15 protein-coding genes and 1 pseudogene are annotated in these 18,805 nt (G+C 76.6%); 10 read left to right on the top strand and 6 right to left on the bottom strand.

Annotated features, from left to right (window positions below):
• The 4 genes from cphA (at window position 1) to Sya03_RS22320 (ending at window position 6,730) form a co-directional block, all read left to right on the top strand.
• On the top strand, window positions 1-2,694 hold the full coding sequence (gene cphA / locus Sya03_RS22335; protein WP_203940322.1) for a cyanophycin synthetase: 2,694 nt from the start codon (window positions 1-3) through the stop codon (window positions 2,692-2,694).
• Between the two features lie 201 nt (window positions 2,695-2,895).
• Window positions 2,896-5,205 carry a protein kinase domain-containing protein gene (locus Sya03_RS31735; protein WP_203940321.1) on the top strand — a complete coding sequence of 770 codons (2,310 nt, stop codon included), beginning with the start codon at window positions 2,896-2,898 and terminating at the stop codon, window positions 5,203-5,205.
• A gap of 175 nt (window positions 5,206-5,380) precedes the next feature.
• The gene (locus tag Sya03_RS22325; protein WP_203940320.1) at window positions 5,381-5,638 is read left to right on the top strand and encodes a hypothetical protein; all 258 of its coding nucleotides are present in this window, start codon (window positions 5,381-5,383) and stop codon (window positions 5,636-5,638) included.
• A 201-nt stretch (window positions 5,639-5,839) separates the two neighbouring features.
• Window positions 5,840-6,730 carry a sigma-70 family RNA polymerase sigma factor gene (locus tag Sya03_RS22320; RefSeq protein ID WP_275411470.1) on the top strand — a complete coding sequence of 297 codons (891 nt, stop codon included), beginning with the start codon at window positions 5,840-5,842 and terminating at the stop codon, window positions 6,728-6,730.
• Between the two features lie 135 nt (window positions 6,731-6,865).
• Here Sya03_RS22320 and Sya03_RS31180 read toward each other — a convergent pair.
• The 6 genes and pseudogenes from Sya03_RS31180 to Sya03_RS22295 all read right to left on the bottom strand — a co-directional run.
• Window positions 6,866-7,993 (bottom strand): annotated as a pseudogene (locus tag Sya03_RS31180) (acyltransferase family protein); the annotation flags it as partial.
• A 16-nt stretch (window positions 7,994-8,009) separates the two neighbouring features.
• Entirely contained in the window at window positions 8,010-8,312 is a 303-nt protein-coding gene (locus Sya03_RS22315) for a hypothetical protein (protein WP_203940318.1), read from the bottom strand.
• A gap of 38 nt (window positions 8,313-8,350) precedes the next feature.
• Window positions 8,351-8,521 (bottom strand): hypothetical protein, encoded by a 171-nt coding sequence (locus Sya03_RS22310; RefSeq protein WP_306892144.1) that lies wholly within the window; start codon window positions 8,519-8,521, stop codon window positions 8,351-8,353.
• A 58-nt stretch (window positions 8,522-8,579) separates the two neighbouring features.
• Window positions 8,580-8,960 carry a RidA family protein gene (locus tag Sya03_RS22305; protein WP_203940317.1) on the bottom strand — a complete coding sequence of 127 codons (381 nt, stop codon included), beginning with the start codon at window positions 8,958-8,960 and terminating at the stop codon, window positions 8,580-8,582.
• 12 nt (window positions 8,961-8,972) lie between these two features.
• Window positions 8,973-10,241, bottom strand: coding sequence for an amidohydrolase/deacetylase family metallohydrolase (locus Sya03_RS22300; RefSeq protein WP_203940316.1), 1,269 nt, complete (start codon window positions 10,239-10,241; stop codon window positions 8,973-8,975).
• A gap of 8 nt (window positions 10,242-10,249) precedes the next feature.
• On the bottom strand, window positions 10,250-11,596 hold the full coding sequence (locus Sya03_RS22295; protein WP_239107763.1) for a helix-turn-helix domain-containing protein: 1,347 nt from the start codon (window positions 11,594-11,596) through the stop codon (window positions 10,250-10,252).
• Between the two features lie 83 nt (window positions 11,597-11,679).
• Between Sya03_RS22295 and Sya03_RS22290 the strand changes: the two genes are divergently transcribed.
• The 6 genes from Sya03_RS22290 to Sya03_RS22265 all read left to right on the top strand — a co-directional run bounded on the left by Sya03_RS22290 (window position 11,680) and on the right by Sya03_RS22265 (window position 18,757).
• On the top strand, window positions 11,680-12,831 hold the full coding sequence (locus tag Sya03_RS22290; protein WP_239107762.1) for an alanine racemase: 1,152 nt from the start codon (window positions 11,680-11,682) through the stop codon (window positions 12,829-12,831).
• A gap of 11 nt (window positions 12,832-12,842) precedes the next feature.
• Window positions 12,843-14,459, top strand: a complete 1,617-nt coding sequence (locus tag Sya03_RS22285; protein WP_203940315.1) for a beta-N-acetylhexosaminidase — start codon at window positions 12,843-12,845, stop codon at window positions 14,457-14,459.
• Between the two features lie 163 nt (window positions 14,460-14,622).
• Window positions 14,623-15,525: a hypothetical protein gene (locus Sya03_RS22280; protein WP_203940314.1), complete on the top strand. Its 903-nt coding sequence runs from the start codon at window positions 14,623-14,625 to the stop codon at window positions 15,523-15,525.
• 142 nt (window positions 15,526-15,667) lie between these two features.
• Window positions 15,668-17,470, top strand: a complete 1,803-nt coding sequence (gene aspS / locus Sya03_RS22275) for an aspartate--tRNA ligase (protein ID WP_203940313.1) — start codon at window positions 15,668-15,670, stop codon at window positions 17,468-17,470.
• Complete coding sequence (locus Sya03_RS22270) at window positions 17,467-18,261, top strand: sugar nucleotide-binding protein (protein ID WP_203940361.1); 795 nt, start codon at window positions 17,467-17,469, stop codon at window positions 18,259-18,261. The genes aspS and Sya03_RS22270 overlap by 4 nt, the downstream gene beginning before the upstream one ends.
• A 10-nt stretch (window positions 18,262-18,271) precedes the next feature.
• Entirely contained in the window at window positions 18,272-18,757 is a 486-nt protein-coding gene (locus Sya03_RS22265; RefSeq protein WP_203940312.1) for a GyrI-like domain-containing protein, read from the top strand.
• Window positions 18,758-18,805: the final 48 nt, after the last annotated feature.

Genomic DNA, 18,805 nt, shown 5'->3' with positions numbered 1-18,805 from the left:
ATGAAGATCCTGCACATCCGGCACCTGCGCGGACCTAACGTGTACCTCTCCCGGCCCGCCGTCGTCGCCCGCCTGCGCCTGGACGAGCTGGCCGGGCGTGAGAGCACGGAGGTCGCCGGGTTCACCGAGCGGCTGCTGCGGATCCTGCCCGGCCTCACCGAGCACCACTGCGCCGCCGGCGCCCCCGGCGGGTTCGTCAGCCGGCTGCGCGGCGGCACCTACTTCGGCCACATCGCCGAGCACGCGTGCATCGAGCTGTCCCAGCTGATCGGCCGCGACGTCAGCTTCGGCCGCACCGTGTCCGCCGGCGAGCCCGGCCTGTACGACGTCATCGTCGAGTGCCCGGTCGACGAGGCCGCCGGCTCGACCCTGCCCGGCGAGCTGCTGGATCTGGCCGTGCACCTGGTCACCTCGCTGGTCGACGGCGGCGGGGACGCCCCGGCGCAGGCCGGCCTGGCCGAGCAGGTGCGCGCCCGGCTGGCCGCCCTGCGCGAGCTGCGCGACGCCGAGGCCGCCGGCCCGAGCACCGAGGCGATCATCGCCGCCGCCCGCCGCCGCGGCATCCCCGTCGAGCGGCTCGGCGACGACAGCCTCCTGCGGCTCGGCTGGGGCGCCCGGCGGCGGCTCGCCTGCGCCGCGATGACCGACCGCACCAGCGCCGTCGGCGTCGACATCGCCTGCGACAAGCACCTCACCCGGCAGCTGCTCGGCGACGCCGGCGTCCCGGTGCCGGCCGGCGGCCTCGCCGCGGACGCCGACGCGGCCGCCCGGCTCGCCGCCGACCTCGGCGGGCCCGTGGTGCTCAAGCCCCGGCACGGCCGGCACGGCCGCGGCGTCCACCTGGGCCTGCGCGGACCCGACGAGGTGCGCCGCGCGTACGGCGAGGTCGGCGGCGACGTCATCGTCGAGCGCGAGCTCGGCGGCCGCGACTACCGGGTGCTCGTCGTGGCGGGCGAGGTCGCCGCGGCGGCCGAGCGGGTCGCCGCGCACGTCGTCGGCGACGGCGAGCACACCGTGCAGGGGCTCATCGGCGCCGCCAACGCCGACCCGCGCCGCGGCGACGGGCACACCCGCACGCTGACCCGCCTGATCGTCGACGACCACGCCCGCGCGCTGCTCGCCGACCAGGGCTACGGCCTGGACAGCGTGCCGCAGGCCGGCCGCACCGTGTGGCTGCGCGCCAACGCCAACCTGTCCACCGGCGGCACCAGCCGCGACGTCACCGACCGGGTGCACCCCGACGTGGCCCGGCTGTGCGTGCGCGCCGCCGCCCTCGTCGGCCTGGACATCGCCGGCATCGACCTGCGGCTGGCCGACATCGCCGCGCCGCTGCCCGCCGTCGCCGAGCCCGCCGAGCCCGACGCCGGGATCATCGAGGTCAACGCCGTCCCCGGGCTGCGCATGCACCTGGCGCCCGTGCAGGGCCGCGCCCGCGCCGTCGGCGACGCCGTCGTCGGGGCGATGTTCCCGGGCGGCGCCGACGGGCGCATCCCCACCGTCGCGGTCACCGGCACGAACGGCAAGACCACCGTCACCCGGCTCGCGGCCCACCTGCTCGCCGGCACCGGCCAGACCGTCGGCGTGGCGTCCAGCGACGACGTGCGCATCGGCGGCCGTCAGGTGCTGCGCGCCGACGCCACCGGGCCGCGCTCGGCGCAGACCGTCCTCGGCGACCCGGCCGTGCAGGTCGCCGTCCTGGAGACCGCGCGCGGCGGCATCCTGCGCCGCGGGCTGGGCTACGACTGGACCGACGTCGGCGTGGTCACCAACATCACCGCCGACCACCTCGGCCAGGACGGCATCGAGAGCGTCGAGGACGTCGCGCACGTCAAGGCGCTGGTGGCCGAGCGGGTCCGCGACGGCGGCACGCTCGTGCTCAACGCCGACGACCCGTGGGTGCGCAGCCTGGTCGAGCGGCCCCGGGTGCGGGCCGACCGCAAGCGCGTCGTCTGGTTCGGCACCGACCCGCAGAACCCGGTGCTGGCCGCGCACCTCGGCCGGGGTGGCACCGCGTACCTGCTGGAGGACGGCTGGCTGGTGCAGGCCGTCGGCTCGCGGCGCACGCCGCTGCTGCGCGCCGCGGAGCTGCCCGGCTCCTTCGGCGGCGCCGCGCCGCACGCCCCCGGCAACGCGCTGGCCGCCGTCGCCGCGGCCCGCGCCCTCGGCACGCCGCACGACGTCGTGGTCGAGCGGCTGGCCGCGTTCGACCCGCGGCAGGACAACCCGGGCCGCGGCATGCTGCTGCGCCGCGACGACGTCCACCTGTTCGTCGACTACGCGCACAACCCGGCCGCGCTGGCCGCCGCCACCCGTACCCTGCACCGGCTGTTCGGCCGCGACCGCTGCGTGGCCGCGGTGACCCTGCCCGGCGACCGCCGCGACGACCTGCTCGCCGCCTCCGCGCAGGTGATCGCCGACGGCTTCGCCCGGGTCGTCGTGTACGAGGACGAGGACCTGCGCGGCCGCACGCCGGGTGAGGTGCCGGCCCTCGTGCAGCGCGAGATCCGCGCCCGCCGGGCCGACGCCCGGTGCGAACGTGTGACGCACGCCCGTGAGGCGTTGGCCACGGCGCTGTCCATGGCGCAGCCGGGCGAGGTGGTGCTCGTCTGCTACGAGGAAATCGGTCCTATGCTGGCGCTCCTGGACGAACTGGGTGCCGTTCCGGCCCGCGCGGGGCTGGTCGGGGCCCGTTGATGTGATCAATATGTGAGAGGCCCGGGGCGCAGGGTGACCGATTGATGGATGTCACACCGCAACGATCGGTCATCGTCACCTCGTCCCGGCTTCCGTCAGGCCCGTCAGTAGTGAATGCTGTGGCGGGCGGACCTCGCCCCACGTCGCGTGCGCATGGCGGTGCGTGTTCGACGGACGACGATTGTGCGCGTGTGGGGGCACATGAGCGCGGCGGATCTGCCGGCCTCGAGCCTGCTCGGTGGCAGGTACCGGCTCGTCGAGCGACTCGGCGCCGGCGGCATGGCAGTGGTGTGGCGGGGCTTCGACGAGGTGCTCGGCCGGCAGGTGGCGGTCAAGGTGCTGCCGACGGCCTCCAGTGACGACCCGGTCTTCCGGCGGCGGCTGCGCACCGAGGCCCAGGCCGCGGCGCGGCTGAGCCACCCGCACATCACCAACGTCTACGACTACGGCGAGTCCGCCGCGGCCGACGGCACCGCCGTGCCCTACGTGGTCATGGAGCTCGTCGACGGCGAGGCGCTGTCGGCCGTCCTGGCCCGGCTGCGCAAGCTGCCCTGGCCGGCTGCCGTGCGCACCTGCGCCGAGGTCGCCGCCGCGCTGTCCGCGGCCCACGCCCGCGGCATCGTGCACCGCGACATCGCCCCGGCCAACGTCATGCTCACCACGGCCGGCGCCAAGGTCGTGGACTTCGGCATCAGCGCACTCGTCGGCGAGAACGACCTCGACGCCGACGGCAGCCTGCTCGGCACCCCCGCCTACCTGGCCCCCGAGCGCCTCGAGGGCGGCCAGGTGAGCGCGGCCACCGACGTGTACGCGGTCGGCCTGCTGCTCTACCGCATGCTCACCGGCATGCTGCCGTGGGACGCCGGCACCACCACGGCGCTGCTGCGCGCCCACCAGTACACCGAGCCGGAGCCGCTGCCGCCCATCGAGGGCCTGCCGGACGCCGTCGCCGAGGTGTGCCGCCGCAGCCTGCAGAAGCAGCCCGACCTGCGGCCGTCCAGCAGCGAGCTGGCCCGCCTGCTGATCCGGGTCGCCCAGACCGCCCCGGCCACCCCGCTGCCGCTCGTCACCACCGAGGCCGCCGCGGCCGACGGCCACACCACGATCCTGCCGTGGCGGGTCGAGGCGTCGGCGCTGGCCGTGGCCGGCTCGGGCGAGATCCCGGACGGCCCGCCCGCCGGTCCCGCCGGTCCGCCCCGGCCCGGTGAGTCCGTCGTGGCCGCGTCGGGCGCGGCCCCGGCCGCCGGTGCTGCTGCCGGTGCCGCTGCTGCCGGTGCCGCCGGGCGGGTCGCCAAGGAGGCCGTCTCCGGCGACCTCGCCGCCCGCGCCGCCGCGGCCGCCAAGGGCCTGCGCGAGCCTGCCCCGGCCGCCGGCGCCGAGCCGCCGCCGTCGGGGGCGCTGCGGGCGCCGTCCGGCGGCGTCGCCGTGCTGGCGCCGGGCGAGTCCACCTCCCGCCGCCTGCGCCGCGCCGCCGGCGCGGGGTCCGCCGCCAACGGCCACCAGCCCCGGCCCGACGGCCGCTCCGGGCCCGCCGCCGGTGCCGCGGTGCCGGTGCAGCGCGGCCCGTCCGGCCCGCCCGGCCCGCCCAAGCCGCCGGCGCCGCCGGTCTCCCCGCCGTCCGACCGTGGCCGGCGCGCCGCGCTGGTCGTCGCCGCCGCGGCCCTGCTCGTCGCGTCCGGCGGCTACGCCTACAGCCGCGTCCAGGCCGGCAACGACTCGTCGCAGGCGGCGCCGCCCGACGGGGTGGCGCGGCCCAGCTCGTGCATCGTCACGTGGGCGGTCACCAAGGAGCAGGACAAGGCGTTCACGGCCGCGCTGACCGTGCAGAACCGCCTCGCCACCCCGGTGTCGGAGTGGAAGCTGCGCTTCGGCCTGCCCGGCGACCAGGTCATCACGAGCGACGGCCTGAAGGTCGAGCAGGCGGACCGGATGGTCACCGCCACCTCGATGACGCCGATCGCGGCCGGTGGCTGGGCGGAGGCCGAGGTGGTCGGCGTCTACGACAAGAGCAACGCGCTGCCGTCATCCTTCGCCCTCAACGGCTCGCTGTGCGAGGTGTACCTGTCGGCGACCCCCGGCGTGAAGCCGACGAAGGTCCCGCAGCCCACCGACGCCGACGGCCGGGTGCTCGCGAACGGCGGCGCCGGCCTGCCCGGTCAGCCCGGCCAGCCCGGCGCCCCCGGACTGCCCGGCGCGCCCGGCCTGCCGGGCCAGCCCGGCGGCGTCGTCGTCCCCCCGGACGGCACCACCGGCACGGGTGGTCCCGGCGGCACCCCCGGCGGGCAGCCCACCCCGACGACGAGCCGCACCGGCATCGTCGAGCCGACCCCCACCGGCGGCCCCACCACCACACCGGAGGAGGAGGCCAAGCTGAAGAAGAAGCTCAAGGAGGAGCTGAAGAAGCTGCGCGCCTCCAAGAAGGCCTCCCGCACCCCCAAGGCGGGCAACCCCACCCCCGTGGTCGAGCCCGAGCCCAGCGACGGGGGCAGCCTGCTGCCCGGCATCGTCTGAGTCGGTTCAGGACGATCCGCCGCACGGCGCGCTAGCGTCGGACGAGGCGCTGTCGTGCGGAAGTGTGTGCGATTTTTGCGACACAACCGCGTGGCAACCGTCCGATCATCGAATGCGCACCTAGGAAGCGGTTATGTACATCACAGGGAAGGGAAGTCCGACACCGGGGGGCACCATGATCAGCACCGTCCAGGACCTCGCCGCCGAGGCGCTGTTCGTCTCGCACGTGCAGCCGTCCGACGAGCCGTCCCGCACCGACGTGCAGGACGCCGTCACCGCGACGATCCTGCGCCTGGGCAGTGACGGCTGTGCCGCCGCGGTCGCCGCCGAGTTCGGCGACCACCCGGAGGCCGCGGTGTGCCGCATGGGGTGGGCCCGCAAGCAGGTCGCCCAGATCGCGCCGATCACGCAGCGGACCGCCGCCACCCGGTGAGGGCCTCCCCCGGCGAGCGGCCGTAGCGCCCGCGCGTGCCCGGGACACGACACGTCGCAATTCCGACACGCGCGGGCCTGAGCCTTCTCACCGGTTTACAACCGATTAGCAACCGAATTCACCCGTCCTTGCACCTTGGGACGCCAAGAGTCCTTCTCGTCAGCCGGTCAGCCCGCCGGCTCGCACGAAGAGGAGGACCACGTGAACGGCACACTCGAGCGCCCCGCCGACACCAGGGACCTCACCGTCGCCGCGCCGAACACGCGCGAGATCGAGGAACTGGTTCGCGACAACATGCCCGTGGTGGGGCACCTGGTCCGGGAGCTGCTCTCCCGGGTTCCGGCGCACATCCACGCCGACGACCTGTGCTCCGCCGGATTCGCCGCCCTGCTGGGCGCGGCCCGCTCCTTCGACCCGGAGCGGGGCATCCCCTTCCACCGCTACGCCGCTGTCCGCATCCGCGGCGCCCTGCTCGACGAGCTGCGCGGCCAGGACTGGGCCAGCCGCTCGGTGCGCAGCCGCGCCCGCCGCATCGACGGCGCCCGGCAGGAGCTGACGGCGGCCCTGGGCCGCACCCCGACCAACGCCGAGGTCGCGCAGATGCTCGGCATCTCGGTGGACGAGGTGGCCGGCCACGACGACGACGTCCAGAAGGCCGCCCTGCTCAGCCTGCAGGGGTTCGCCAGCGGCGTCGCCGACGAGATGGTCACCGAGCAGGCCGACGGCCCGGAGGACCTGCTGCTGCGCCGCGAGAAGCTCGGCTACCTGCACCAGGCGGTGCAGGCGCTGCCCGAGCGGCTGCGCGAGGTGGTGACCGGCTCGTTCCTGCAGGAGCGGCCGATCCAGGAGATCGCCCAGCAGCTCGGCGTCACCGAGTCGCGCATCTCCCAGATGCGCACCGAGGCGCTGCGGCTGCTGCGCGACGGCCTGAACAGCACCCTGTCACCGGAGCTCATCGCCCCGGCGCGCACGGACACGCTGCTCGGCCGCCGCCGCTCGGACTACTTCCAGCGGATCGCCGAGAACGGCAACCTGCGGACCCGGCTGGCGCTGACGGACCACCACGGCGTCCCGATCGCCGTCGCCGCCTGAGGGCGGTTCCGGCCGGGCGCCCCCGCGGCGCCCGGCCCGGCGGCTGCTCCGGCGGCCGCTCAGGTGGCGGCTCAGGTGGCGGCCCAGCCGCTGGCCCGGCAGCTCCACGTACCGCCAGGTCAGCCACGACAGGCCGGCCAGCAGCCCGGTGAACGCGGCCGCGGCCACCGCCTCCGCCGCGAGCGGGAGCCGGTCGGCGAGCCGGCCCAGCACCGGCGCCAGCAGCTGGATCAGCACCACGTGCAGCAGGTAGACGGAGTAGCTGATCCGGCCCAGCGCGGCGAGCGGGCGCGGCGCGCGGCCCGCCCACCGGGCCAGCGCGAACGCGCCCGCCACGACGGCCAGGGTGAGCACCGCCCGGGCCCGGTACGTCGCGGTGGGCGCGCCCAGCGCGGCCAGCTCGGCGAACCACACGACGACCAGCGCGGCGCCGACCGCCGCGCAGGCCAGCGCCGCCACGAGCGCCGCGCGGCGCCGGCCGGTGCGGGCGTGGTCCGCCCGGTGCAGCGTCGCCCCGGCGAACATCACCGCCACGATCAGCAGGCCGTCCCAGGCGTGCGCCGGGTCCTGGCCGGCGGCCAGCAGCGTCCCGGCGAGCCCGGCCAGCAGCAGCCCGCCCGCGGGCGCCGCCCACCGCCGCCCGCTCGTGACGGCGGCCAGCCCCAGCACCAGCACGACGGCGGCGGCGGGCACCGCCACCGCGGGCGGCGGCAGCGTCGCCGGCAGCGGGGCGCTCAGCACCCCGGCCCCGCCCAGGGCGAGCGCCACCGGGGCGGCCGCCCGGCGCAGCCGCAGCGCCCACAGCGCGCTGATGAGCAGGTAGAACACCATCTCGAAGGTGAGCGTCCAGAACACCGCCGTCAGCAGCGGCACGCCGAGCAGGTGCGGCAGCATGGTGGCGTGCGCCAGCGCCGCGGTGCCCGGGTGGGCGGCCAGATACGGGTCGACCGGCACGAGGCCCGCCGCGCCGAGGGCGGCGACCAGCCCGCCGACCGCCAGGTACAGCGGGAACAGGCGGAACACCCGGTTGACCCAGAACGACCGCAGGTCGCCGTGCCGCTCCAGCGACGCCGGGACGATGTAGCCGCTGACGAGGAAGAACAGCAGGACCCCGGCGGTGCCGGCGTGCAGCCACTCCGCGGACACCGCACGGGCGGGGCGCAGCAGGTGGTGGCTCAGGTGCGCGTACAGCACCAGCAGGGCGGCCACCGCGCGCAGCCCGTCCAGCCAGGCCAGGCGGTCGGTGGTCCGGGCGGCGGGCATCGCGCCACGATACGGGTCAGGCGGCGGGCGCCGGCACCCCCACGGTGAGCGGGTCGAGCGCGGCCCGCACCGCGCGCATGTCGGCCCCGACGGCCTGCGCCAGCACCGCGGCGCCGGGACCGCGGGCGGCCAGCGGCATGACGGCGGCGCCGGGGCCGAGCGGGCCGGGCGCCGGCGGGTCGTCGGTGATGAGCAGCAGCGTGCCGGTCGCGCGGGCCGTGCCGAGCACCGCGGGGGAGTCCCAGCCGGGCGCCGCCGGGCCGACCGCCAGCCGGTGCCGGTGCACGGTCACGCCGGCCCACCGCACCGTGGTGTCCACCGCGGCGTCGCCGGGGTCCTCGCCGTGCCGGCCGCAGATCAGGTCGTCGCGCCAGGCGAGCCAGTGTCGGGGTCCACCTCGCTGCGCGGCGTGGCGTCGTTGAGCGGCAGGTCGGCCTTGCCGCGCGAGCGGGTGTCGGCGACCGGGACGAGCGGGCGGCGGATGCCGATCCGGTCGCCAGGCATCGCGTCGATCGCGGCGGGCGCCATGAACGCCACGCCGGTCGCGGCGGGCGCCCGGCCGTACGCGCCGAACCGGCGCGGAGGATCAGTCGCCCGTGTAGAGGATCGCGTCGACCTCGATGTCGAAGCCGTTCAGCGCCACCGGCAGCGTGGTGCGCACGGGCAGCGCGTCGGCGGGGAAGTACTCCTTCCAGATCTCGTTCATCGCCGGGAAGTCGGCGAAGTCGCGCAGGTACACGCCGACCCGGACGGCCTGGTCGAGGCTGCCGCCGGCCGCCTCCGCGACGATGCGCAGGTTGCGGAAGGTGGCGTGCGCCTGCTCGGCGAAGTCGCCCCTGACCCAGGTGCCATCCGGCAGGACGGGGCACGCGCCGGCCAGGTAGATGGTGTCGCCGGCGACGACCGCGTGCGAGTACGGGCCGCCGGGCGGGCCGGCGTCGGGGGTGTTGACGACGCGCTTGGGCATGTCTCTCCTCTTCTAGTGGACCGGCCGGGGCCGGGGGAACTGCTCGGCGAGGCCGTCGGCGTCGACGAGCGGGTCGGTGAGCAGCACGCGCAGGGCGTCCTCGCGCTGCCGCAGCGCCTTGCGCTGGGCGTCGGTGAGCGGGATCCACGGCGGCGGCGGGGCGGGCAGCCGCGGCGGCAGCCGCCGGCCGGCCACGTAGGTGGCCTCGTTGACGAGCCGCCGGGGCGCGCGGCGCAGCTGCCGGTGCGCGTCGACCAGCTCGAACGGGCCGTCCTCCAGGCGGAACACGGCGATGTCGGCGGCCGCGCCCGGCGTCAGGGTGCCGGCGCCGCCGGGCAGGGCGAGCGCCCGCGCGGGCCGCACGGTGGCGGCGGCCACCACGTCGTCCAGCGCCATCCCGACGGCGAGCAGCTTGGCCATCGTGGTGGGCAGGTCGAACGCCGGCCCGTAGACGCTGCGCGCGTGCAGGTCGGTGGAGACGGTGTGCGGCACGATCCCGGCGGCGAGCTGCGCCTCCAGCACGTCGAACGCGAACCCGCCGGAGCCGTGCCCGATGTCGAACAGCACGCCGCGCGCGTGGGCGTCGCGCACGGCCGGGGCGACCGCGCCGGAGTCGGAGACGGCGGCGATGGCGCTGGCGCAGTGGGTGACGATGTCGCCGGGCCGCAGCAGGTCGAGCACCTCGCCCAGGGCGGGCGGGGCGGCGCCGATGTGCACCATGACCGGCACGGCGCACGCCGCGGCCGCCCGCAGGCCCCGGCGCAGCGGCTCGACGCCGTTCGCGCCGACGGTCTCGGCGTCGATGCGCACCTTGATGCCGGCGACGAGGTCGCGGTTCGCGCTGACGGTGGCCACGGCCAGGTCGACGTCGCAGTGCGCGAGGTCGCGGCCCTCGCCGGTGCGCGCGGCCAGCCCGGGCGCGGCGATGTTGAGCAGGGCGGGCACCCGCACGGCGGCGCGCCGGGCGGCGCCGCGCAGCCCGTCCAGCGTGTACGCCCCGGCGGACCCGGCGTCGACCCACGTGGTGACGCCCGAGTACCAGGCCACCGGGTCGGGGTCGATGCCCCAGTAGGTGGCTCCGGGGTGCACGTGGGTGTGCAGGTCCACCAGCCCCGGGGTGACGACCCGCCCGGACACGTCCACGATCTCGTGGGCGTCGCGGGGCAGCGCGGGCGCGACGTCGGCGATGCGCCCGTCGCGCACCGCCACGTCGAAGCAACCGGTGCGGCCGCCGCCCACGTCGATGACGTGACCGCCGGTCAGCAGCAGGTCGTGGGGCAAGGGTTCTCCTACTTCTCGTCGAGCGCCGCGCCGATGGCGAGGCGGTAGAGGCGCGTCGGGCGGCCCTTGCGGTGCACCTGGGCGCTGCCGTCGGCGGTGACGAGCCCGGACTCGGTGAGCTTGCGGATGAGGCGCCGCCCGCTGGGGTCGGTGATGCCGAGCGAGCTGGCGAGGTCGCTGGGCGAGATGGGCTGCCCGGCCAGGGAGCGTTCCAGGGCGGCCAGGCGCGACAGCGTCGCGGGGGACAGCCGGGCCCGTCCGGCGAGGGCCTCCAGCCCGGTGCCGTGCTCGCGGTAGGTGAACGACAGCGCCGGCCCGGCGCCGCCCATCGGCCCGATCATGACGCCGCTGTCCTCGATGAGGTACGCGCCGGGCACGTCGTCCTGCTCGGCGCGGGCGGCGGCCCGCTCGGCGAGCGCGACGCAGATGCGGGCGGACGCGCCGATGCCGAACCCGGCGGCGGCCCGCACGCCGAGCGCCTCCTCGGCCTGGCCGAGCACCGGCAGCGCCACCCACTGCGAGGTCAGCTCCTCGAACAGGGCGGCGTGGGCGAACACGACGACGCCGCGCCGGCCGCGGTTCTCGATCCACGCGTCGGCGAACTCGGGGGTGTTGAGCAGCAGGTTCATCAGGCCGACGCGGGCGCGGTCGAGGGCGGTGGCCTCGTGCGGGCCGGCACCGGCGCCGGACGGCTTGGCGACGAGGAACACCCCGGCCGCGAACCGGCGCCCGGTGGCCCGGCGGGTGCGGATGCGGTGGGCCAGCTCGTGCAGCTCGGCGCGGATGGTGATGGGCCCGGGCAGCCCGGACAGCACCTCCACCTCGCCGTCGAGGGCGGCGGCGACGGCGGTGCGCACGCTGATGACGTACGGGGCGCCGGTGCGCGCCAGGGCGGCGCGGTGGAACGCGACGATGTCGTCGACGGTGCGCTCGGGGTCGAACGGCAGGCAGGACACCCCGGCCGGGTCGATGCCGAGCGCCTCGGCGACCTCGTCGACGGTCTCCTGGGCGAACGTGTCGACGCTGACGGGGGTGGTGGGCCAGCCGCTGGCCAGCGCCCGGCACCAGGCCAGCGCCAGGTCGAGGGCGGCGGAGCGGGTGACGGCGACGGGCAGGTCGGGCGGCAGCAGGTCGCGCACCCGCACGTACGGCAGCGGGCCGAGCAGCACGCCGTCGACGCCGGTGCTGCGCAGCAGCGACTCGACGCGCTGGTGGATCTCGTCCTCGTTGTCGTAGACGGCCCAGGCGAGGCTCACGCCGCTGAGGGTGCGGGCGGCCTCCTCGAAGCGGGCCCGGTGGCTGGCGTGCACCACCAGGCCGATCACCATCGCCACCGGCACGGGACGGTTCCTCACACTCGCGAACAGGGTTCGTTAATGGTTCGTAGTAACTTGCACAGCGTGCGCGATCATGCGTGCCCGGTCAAGGGGAGGCGACAGTGGACGTTCCAGAAGTCGGCATCGACTGGCGGGCAAAAGGGTTCTGGCGCCCCGACGGCGGCCCCGCGCCGGTGGGGGAGAGCCTGTTCGGCGGCGGCTTCACCTGGCCGGTGCTGACCCTGCGGCGCAGCGCCGTCGAGCACAACATCGCCACGATGGCCGCCTTCGCCGCCCGGCACGGCCTCGAACTGGCGCCGCACATGAAGACGTCGATGGCGCCCGGGCTGATCGCCGCGCAGCTGGCGGCCGGCGCGTGGGCGTGCACCGTCGCCACCGCCCACCAGGCGCTGGTGCTGCGCCGGCTGGGCGCCCCCCGGGTGCTGCTGGCCAACCTGCTGCTCGACCCGGCGGCGCTGGGCTGGCTGGCCCGCGAGATCGAGGCCGGGTTCGACGCCTACCTGCAGGTCGACTCCGTCGAGGGGGTGGAGGCGGCGAGCCGGGCCGCGCGCTCGGCGCCCGTACCCGTGCTGGTGGAGCTGGGGCACGACGGCGGCCGCACCGGCGCCCGCGGCCTGGACCGGCTGCGCGCCGTGGCCGACGCCGCCGCCGAGGCGCCCGGCACCCGGTTCGCCGGGGTCACCGGCTACGAGGGCGGCGCGGCCGACGTGCCCGGCTTCCTGGACGACCTCGTCGCCGCCGCGCACGCCACCGGGGCGGGCATCGTCAGCGCGGGCGGCAGCGCCTGGTTCGACGTCGTCGCCGAGAAGCTGTCGCACGCGCCCGAGGGTTCGCTGCGGGTGCTGCGCAGCGGCGCCTACGTCACCCACGACGACGGCTACTACCGCGAGCACACCCCGTTCGCCCGGATCGCCGGCGAGCTGCGCCCCGCCCTGGCCGTGTGGGCGCAGGTGCTGTCCACACCGGAGCCCGGCCTGGCGATCGTCGGCATGGGCAAGCGGGACGCCCCGTTCGACGAGGGCCTGCCCGAGCCGCAGGTCATCCGGCGCGCCGGCGTGCTGCGCTCCGCCGACGGCCTGGTGGTGACCCGGCTGCAGGACCAGCACTGCTACGTCGAGGGCAGCGGGCTGCGCATCGGCGACCTGGTCCGGTTCGGCATCTCGCACCCCTGCACCGCGTTCGACAAGTGGCGCGCGCTGCCGGTGGTCGACGACGACGACGTCGTGCGCGACGTCCTCGAGACCTACTTCTGAGCAGGCCGGCGATGACGATCTCCACCGTTCCCGCACCCGTCTCCGCCGTGTCCGGCGGGCCGGGTTTCGTGCTGCGGCCCGACACGCCGCTGTCCGCCGCGCCCGGCTGCGAGCGCGAGGCCGCCTGGTGGCGCCGGACCGTGGGCCCCGCCACCGGCTGCGCGTTCCCGCCGGGTGCGGGGGGCGTCACGCTGCGCCTCGACCCGGGCCGGCCCCACGAGGGGTACGCGCTGCGCGTCGGGCCGTCCGGCGTGGACCTGGCCGGCGGCTCGCCCGCCGGGGTGTTCCGCGGCCTGCAGACCCTGCGCCAGCTGCTGCCGCCCGCGGCCCTGCGCCGCGCCGCGGTCGCCGCCGGGCCGTGGCCGCTGCCCGGCGTGCGGATCGCCGACGCGCCCCGGTTCGCCTGGCGCGGCGTCCTGCTCGACGTCGCCCGGCACTTCCTGCCGCCGGCCGACGTGCTGCGCTTCGTCGACCTGGCCGCGTTCCACCAGCTCAACGTGCTGCACCTGCACCTGACCGACGACCAGGGCTGGCGGCTGCCCGTGCCGGGCTGGCCGCGGCTGACCACCGTCGGCGCCTGGCGGGCGTCGTCGTCGCTGGGCGACTGGCGGCACGGCCGCGACGACGGCCGCCCGCACGGCGGCGCGTACAGCGAGGACGACCTGCGCGAGATCGTCGCGTACGCGGCCGAGCGGCACATCACCGTCGTGCCGGAGGTCGACCTGCCCGGGCACATGCAGGCGGCGATCGCCGCGTACCCCGAACTGGGCAACGGCCTGGCCGCGGACCCGCGGGTGCGCACGGCCTGGGGCATCGCGACCCAGGTGCTGAACGTCTCCGACACCGCGCTCGGCTTCTGCCGCGACGTGCTCGACCAGGTGTGCGCGCTGTTCCCCGGCGACTACGTCGGCATCGGCGGCGACGAGTGCCCCAAGGACGAGTGGCGCGCCAGCCCGGCCGCGCAGGAGCGGATGCGCGCGCTCGGCCTGCCGGACGAGGACGCGCTGCAGAGCTGGTTCCTCGGCCGCGTCGCCGAGCACCTGGCGTCGCGCGGCCGCCGGGTCTACGGCTGGGACGAGATCCTGGAGGGCGGCGCCCCGCCCGGCGCCACGGTCGCCGCGTGGCGCGGCCCCGGCCCGGCGGTGCTGGCCGCCCGCGCCGGCCACGACGTGGTGGCCTGCCCGGACACGGCGGTCTACCTGGACTACCGCCAGTCCGCCGACCCCGGCGAGCCCACCCCGGTCGGCACCGAGCTGACCCTCGCCGACGTGTACGCCTTCGACCCGGTGCCGCCGGGCCTGCCGCCGGAGCTGACGCCGCGCGTAATCGGCGCCCAGGCGAACGTCTGGACCGAGCACATGGAGTCGGCCCGGCGCATCGACTACATGGCGTTCCCCCGGCTGTGCGCCTTCGCCGAGGTGGCCTGGGGCACGGGGGGCGACTACGCCGGCTTCGCCGCCCGGCTCGGTGCGCACCTGGCCCGCCTCGACGCCCTCGGCGTGGAGTACCGGCCGCTCGACGGGCCCCGGCCGTGGCACGCCCGCCCGGACGCCCCGGGCCGGCCGCGCAGCCGCGCCGAGCGCCTGGCGGAGGTGGCGGAGATGACGGCCAACCTGGACGGCGCCTAGGTCCCGCGCCCAGGTCACCGGGCCGGGGGATCGTCTGCGGCCCGGGCTGCGCTTATCGTGGTGCTACGCCCGCCTCGGACCTGTTTTGTCCGCAATGGCGCGACCCCCTGACTCCGCAACACCGGCGGGCGGCTCCCACCCCCACACGCCGTAGGAGTTCACCGTGCCCTCGCAGCCCCCGGCCATCCCCGCCGACTGGCCCTCGGCGCCCCCGGGCAACGGTCACCGCCCGCCCCACGGCCGTGACCCCGACTTCATCCCGTTCGACGGGCCCGTCGACGACGGTCCGACGGTGCGCCTGCACGACGACGGGCCGCCCGCCGCCGCGCCCCGCAGACGCGGCGGCCGGGCGGCCGCCTTCGCCGTGTTCCTGGCCGTGTTCGCGATGCTCGCGGCGGGCTACGCCGTCTGGCTCGGCCGGCAGGCGCTCGACGCCGCCTCGGCCGCCGCCCCGGTCCCGGTGGCCGGCACCGGGGGAGCGGCCCCCACGGCCGCCCCCACGGTCACCCCCTCGGCCGCCGCATCGGCGGTGGTGTCGGCGGCGGTCGCGCCGCCGCCCGGCGAGCCGACCGTCCTCATCGACCCGTCCGCCGCCACCCCGGCCCCCTCGGCCACCGCGCCCGCCGACGCGGCGGGCCCGCCGGCCGCCGGCGTCGTGCGCTACGCCGGCAAGGCCGTGCCGGTGCGGGCCGGCTGCGCCACCGCCGTGTACCTCGACCTCGACGAGCCGCGCGCCGTCCCGGCCGCCACCACCGGCTCCGACGTGCAGACCGCCTGCGCCGGGCGGTCGGCGGTGCTGCGGCTGGGCCCCGGCGCGGGCGGCGGCGCGCTGCTGCGCTCGTCGTCGGCCGAGCCGGGCGCCAGCCCCACCGCCGCCACCTGCGAGGAGCGGCTGCTGTCCGACCCGCTCGACCCGGTCACCGCGATCCCGCTGCGCGACGGGCTGGCCCTGTGCGTGCGCACCGGCGCCGAGGGCGAGCCGGGCAGCGTCGTGCTGCTGCAGGCCGGCGCCACCGCCGCCGACGGCACGGTGACGCTGCGCGCCACCTCCTGGACCTCCGACTGACCGGCCCCCCGGAACGCGCGGCGCCGTGGCGGTCCCGGCCACGGCGCCGCGCTGTGTCGCGCCCCGTGCCACGCCGCGGGCGGCTCCCCTGACAGAATGGCCGGGCGCCCCGTGCCCCGAAGAGTCCCGAGGAGTTCGTCCCGTGATCCGTACCCATGACGCCGGCAGCCTGCGCGCGAGCGACGCCGGCACGACGGTGACGCTCGCCGGGTGGGTGGCCCGCCGGCGCGACCACGGCGGCGTCATCTTCGTCGACCTGCGCGACGGCTCCGGCATCGCCCAGGTCGTCTTCCGCGAGGAGGACGCCCACGCGCTGCGCAATGAGTTCTGCGTCAAGGTCACCGGCGAGGTCACCCGCCGCCCGGCCGGCAACGAGAACCCCGACCTGGCCACCGGCGAGATCGAGGTGACCGCCAGCGCGCTCGAGGTGCTCAGCGAGGCCGCGCCGCTGCCCATCCCGATCGACGACAACGTCGACGCGGGCGACGACATCCGGCTCAAGTACCGCTACCTCGACCTGCGCCGCTCCGGCCCGGCGAACGCGCTCAAGCTGCGCAGCCGCGCCAACCAGATCGCCCGCGAGGTCCTGCACGGCCACGGCTTCCACGAGATCGAGACGCCGACGCTGACCCGCTCGACGCCCGAGGGCGCCCGCGACTTCCTGGTGCCCGTCCGGCTGCAGCCCGGCACCTGGTACGCGCTGCCGCAGTCGCCGCAGCTGTTCAAGCAGCTGCTGATGGTGGCCGGCCTGGAGCGGTACTACCAGATCGCCCGCTGCTACCGCGACGAGGACTTCCGCGCCGACCGGCAGCCCGAGTTCACCCAGCTCGACATCGAGATGTCGTTCGTGACGCAGGACGACGTCATCGCGCTCGGCGAGGAGCTCGTCGCGAAGCTGTGGGGCGAGCTGGCCGGCCACCAGGTGCAGCTGCCGATCCCGCGCATCACCTGGACCGACGCGATGAACCGCTACGGCTCCGACAAGCCCGACCTGCGCTACGGCGTCGAGCTCAACGAGCTCACCGACTACCTGCGCGGCACCGAGTTCCGGGTGTTCGCCGGCGCGATCGACGCCGGCGGCTACGTCGGCGCGGTCGTCATGCCGGGCGGCGCGGCCCAGTCCCGCAAGGAGCTGGACGGCTGGCAGGACTGGGCCAAGGCGCGCGGCGCCCGCGGCCTGGCCTACGTGGTGCTCGACGAGTCGACGGGCGAGCCCCGCGGCCCGGTCGCGAAGAACCTGTCCGCGGACCACCTGACCGGCCTGGCCGACCAGGTCGGCGCCAAGCCCGGCGACGCGATCTTCTTCGCCGCGTCGGCGCACCGCCGCGAGGCGCAGGAGCTGCTCGGCGCCGCCCGCATCGAGATCGCCAAGCGGACCGGGCTGATCGACGCCGACGCGTGGGCGTTCTGCTGGGTGGTCGACGCACCCATGTTCGAGCGCACCGACGACGGCGGCTGGACGGCCGTGCACCACCCGTTCACGTCGCCGAACTCCGAGTGGCTCGACCGGTTCGAGGAGGCCCCGGACCGCGCCCTGGCGTACGCGTACGACATCGTCGTCAACGGCAACGAGATCGGCGGCGGCAGCGTCCGTATCCACCGCGGCGACGTGCAGTCGCGGGTGTTCGACCTGCTCGGCATCGCGCCGGACGAGGCGCAGGACAAGTTCGGCTTCCTGCTCGAGGCGTTCAAGTACGGCCCCCCGCCGCACGCCGGCATCGCGCTGGGCTGGGACCGCACCTGCATGCTGCTGTCCGGCAACGACTCCATCCGCGAGGTCATCGCGTTCCCGAAGACCCGCGGCGGCTTCGACCCGCTGACCAGCGCGCCGACGCCGATCACCGCGCAGCAGCGCCTCGAGGCCGGCGTCGACGCCAAGCCGAAGGCGCCCGCGCCGGCCGCCGGCTCGGCCGGTGTCGCGGCGCCGGTGGAGAAGTCCAACTGACCACGCTCGTCGTCGGCGCGAGCGGCTACCTCGGCAGCGAGGTCGCCGCCCGCGCCGGCCGCGACGTGGTCGGCACCCGCAGCGCCGACCTGGACATCACCGACCGGGCCGCGGTGCTCGCCCTGGTGTCGGCGGTCCGCCCCCGGGTGGTCGTCAACTGCGCGTACCGCAACGACTCGTGGGCCGTCTGCGCGGACGGCGCGGCGCACGTGGCCCTGGCCGCCGCGGCCGTCGGCGCGCGCCTGGTGCACGTGAGCACCGATGCGCTGCACGGCGGCCGGCCCACCCCGTACGGCGACGCCGAGCCGCCGACGCCGGTGCACATGTACGGCGCCGCGAAGGCCGCCGCCGAGACCGCCGTGACCGCGATCGACCCGTCCGCCGTGCTGGTGCGCACCTCGCTCATCGTCGACGGCGACGGCCGGAGCAAGCAGATCGCGCTGTGCCGCGACATGATCGAGGGCCGGATCCCGGGCGGCGCCCTGTTCGCCGACGAGTACCGCTGCCCGGTCGACGTGGGGGACCTGGCGGCCGCCGTCCTGGAACTCGCGGCCTCGGACGTCGCCGGCACCCTCAACGTGGCCGGCCCCGAGCCGGTCAGCCGGGTCCGCCTCGGCGAGCTGGTCGCCGCCCGGTGGGGCCTCGACCCTGCCCGCATCCCGGTCGACACGGTCGCCGCTCGCGGCCTGCACCGGCCCGCCGACGTGCGCCTCGACGCGTCGCGCGCCGCGGGCCTGCTGGCCACCCCGCTGCGGCCCGTCTCCGAGATCCTGGCCCGCCCGCTGACCTAGGGTGAGGGCCATGCCGACGGTCGAGCAGCGCGCCGCCCAGCCCTACGTCGCCGTGCGCGGCCACGTCACCATGCAGACCGTCGGCCACGTCGCCGCGCGCGTCAGCGAGGTGTTCGACTGGCTCGGCGAGCGCGGCATCGACGCGGCCGGCGCCCCCTTCCTGCGGTACGAGGTCATCGACATGGTCGGCGTCCTGGCCATCGCCGCCGGCGTGCCCGTGGCGCAGCCGGTCACCGGCGACGGCGAGGTGGTGGCCGGCGAGCTGCCCGCGGGCCGCTACGTCGTCGCCCTGCACACCGGCCACCCCGACACCCTCGAGGCTGCCACCCGCGACCTGCTCGACTGGGCGGCCGCGCAGGGGCTGGCCTTCGACGTGGCGCCCGGCCCGGACGGCGAGCAGTGGGGCGCCCGGCTGGAGACGTACCTGAGCGACCCGGCGGAGGAGCCGGACCTGTCGCAGTGGCGCACGGAGCTGGCGTTCCGGCTGGCCGAATAGGCGGCCGATGTCGAGAACGCCGGGCGGGCTCCGTCCCCGGTGCGCGAG

Source organism: Spirilliplanes yamanashiensis, assembly GCF_016863475.1.
Taxonomy (GTDB): Bacteria; Actinomycetota; Actinomycetes; order Mycobacteriales; family Micromonosporaceae; genus Spirilliplanes; species Spirilliplanes yamanashiensis.
The sequence above is the reverse complement of the archived record's forward strand: the minus strand, read 5'-3'. Positions and strand labels throughout refer to the sequence as shown.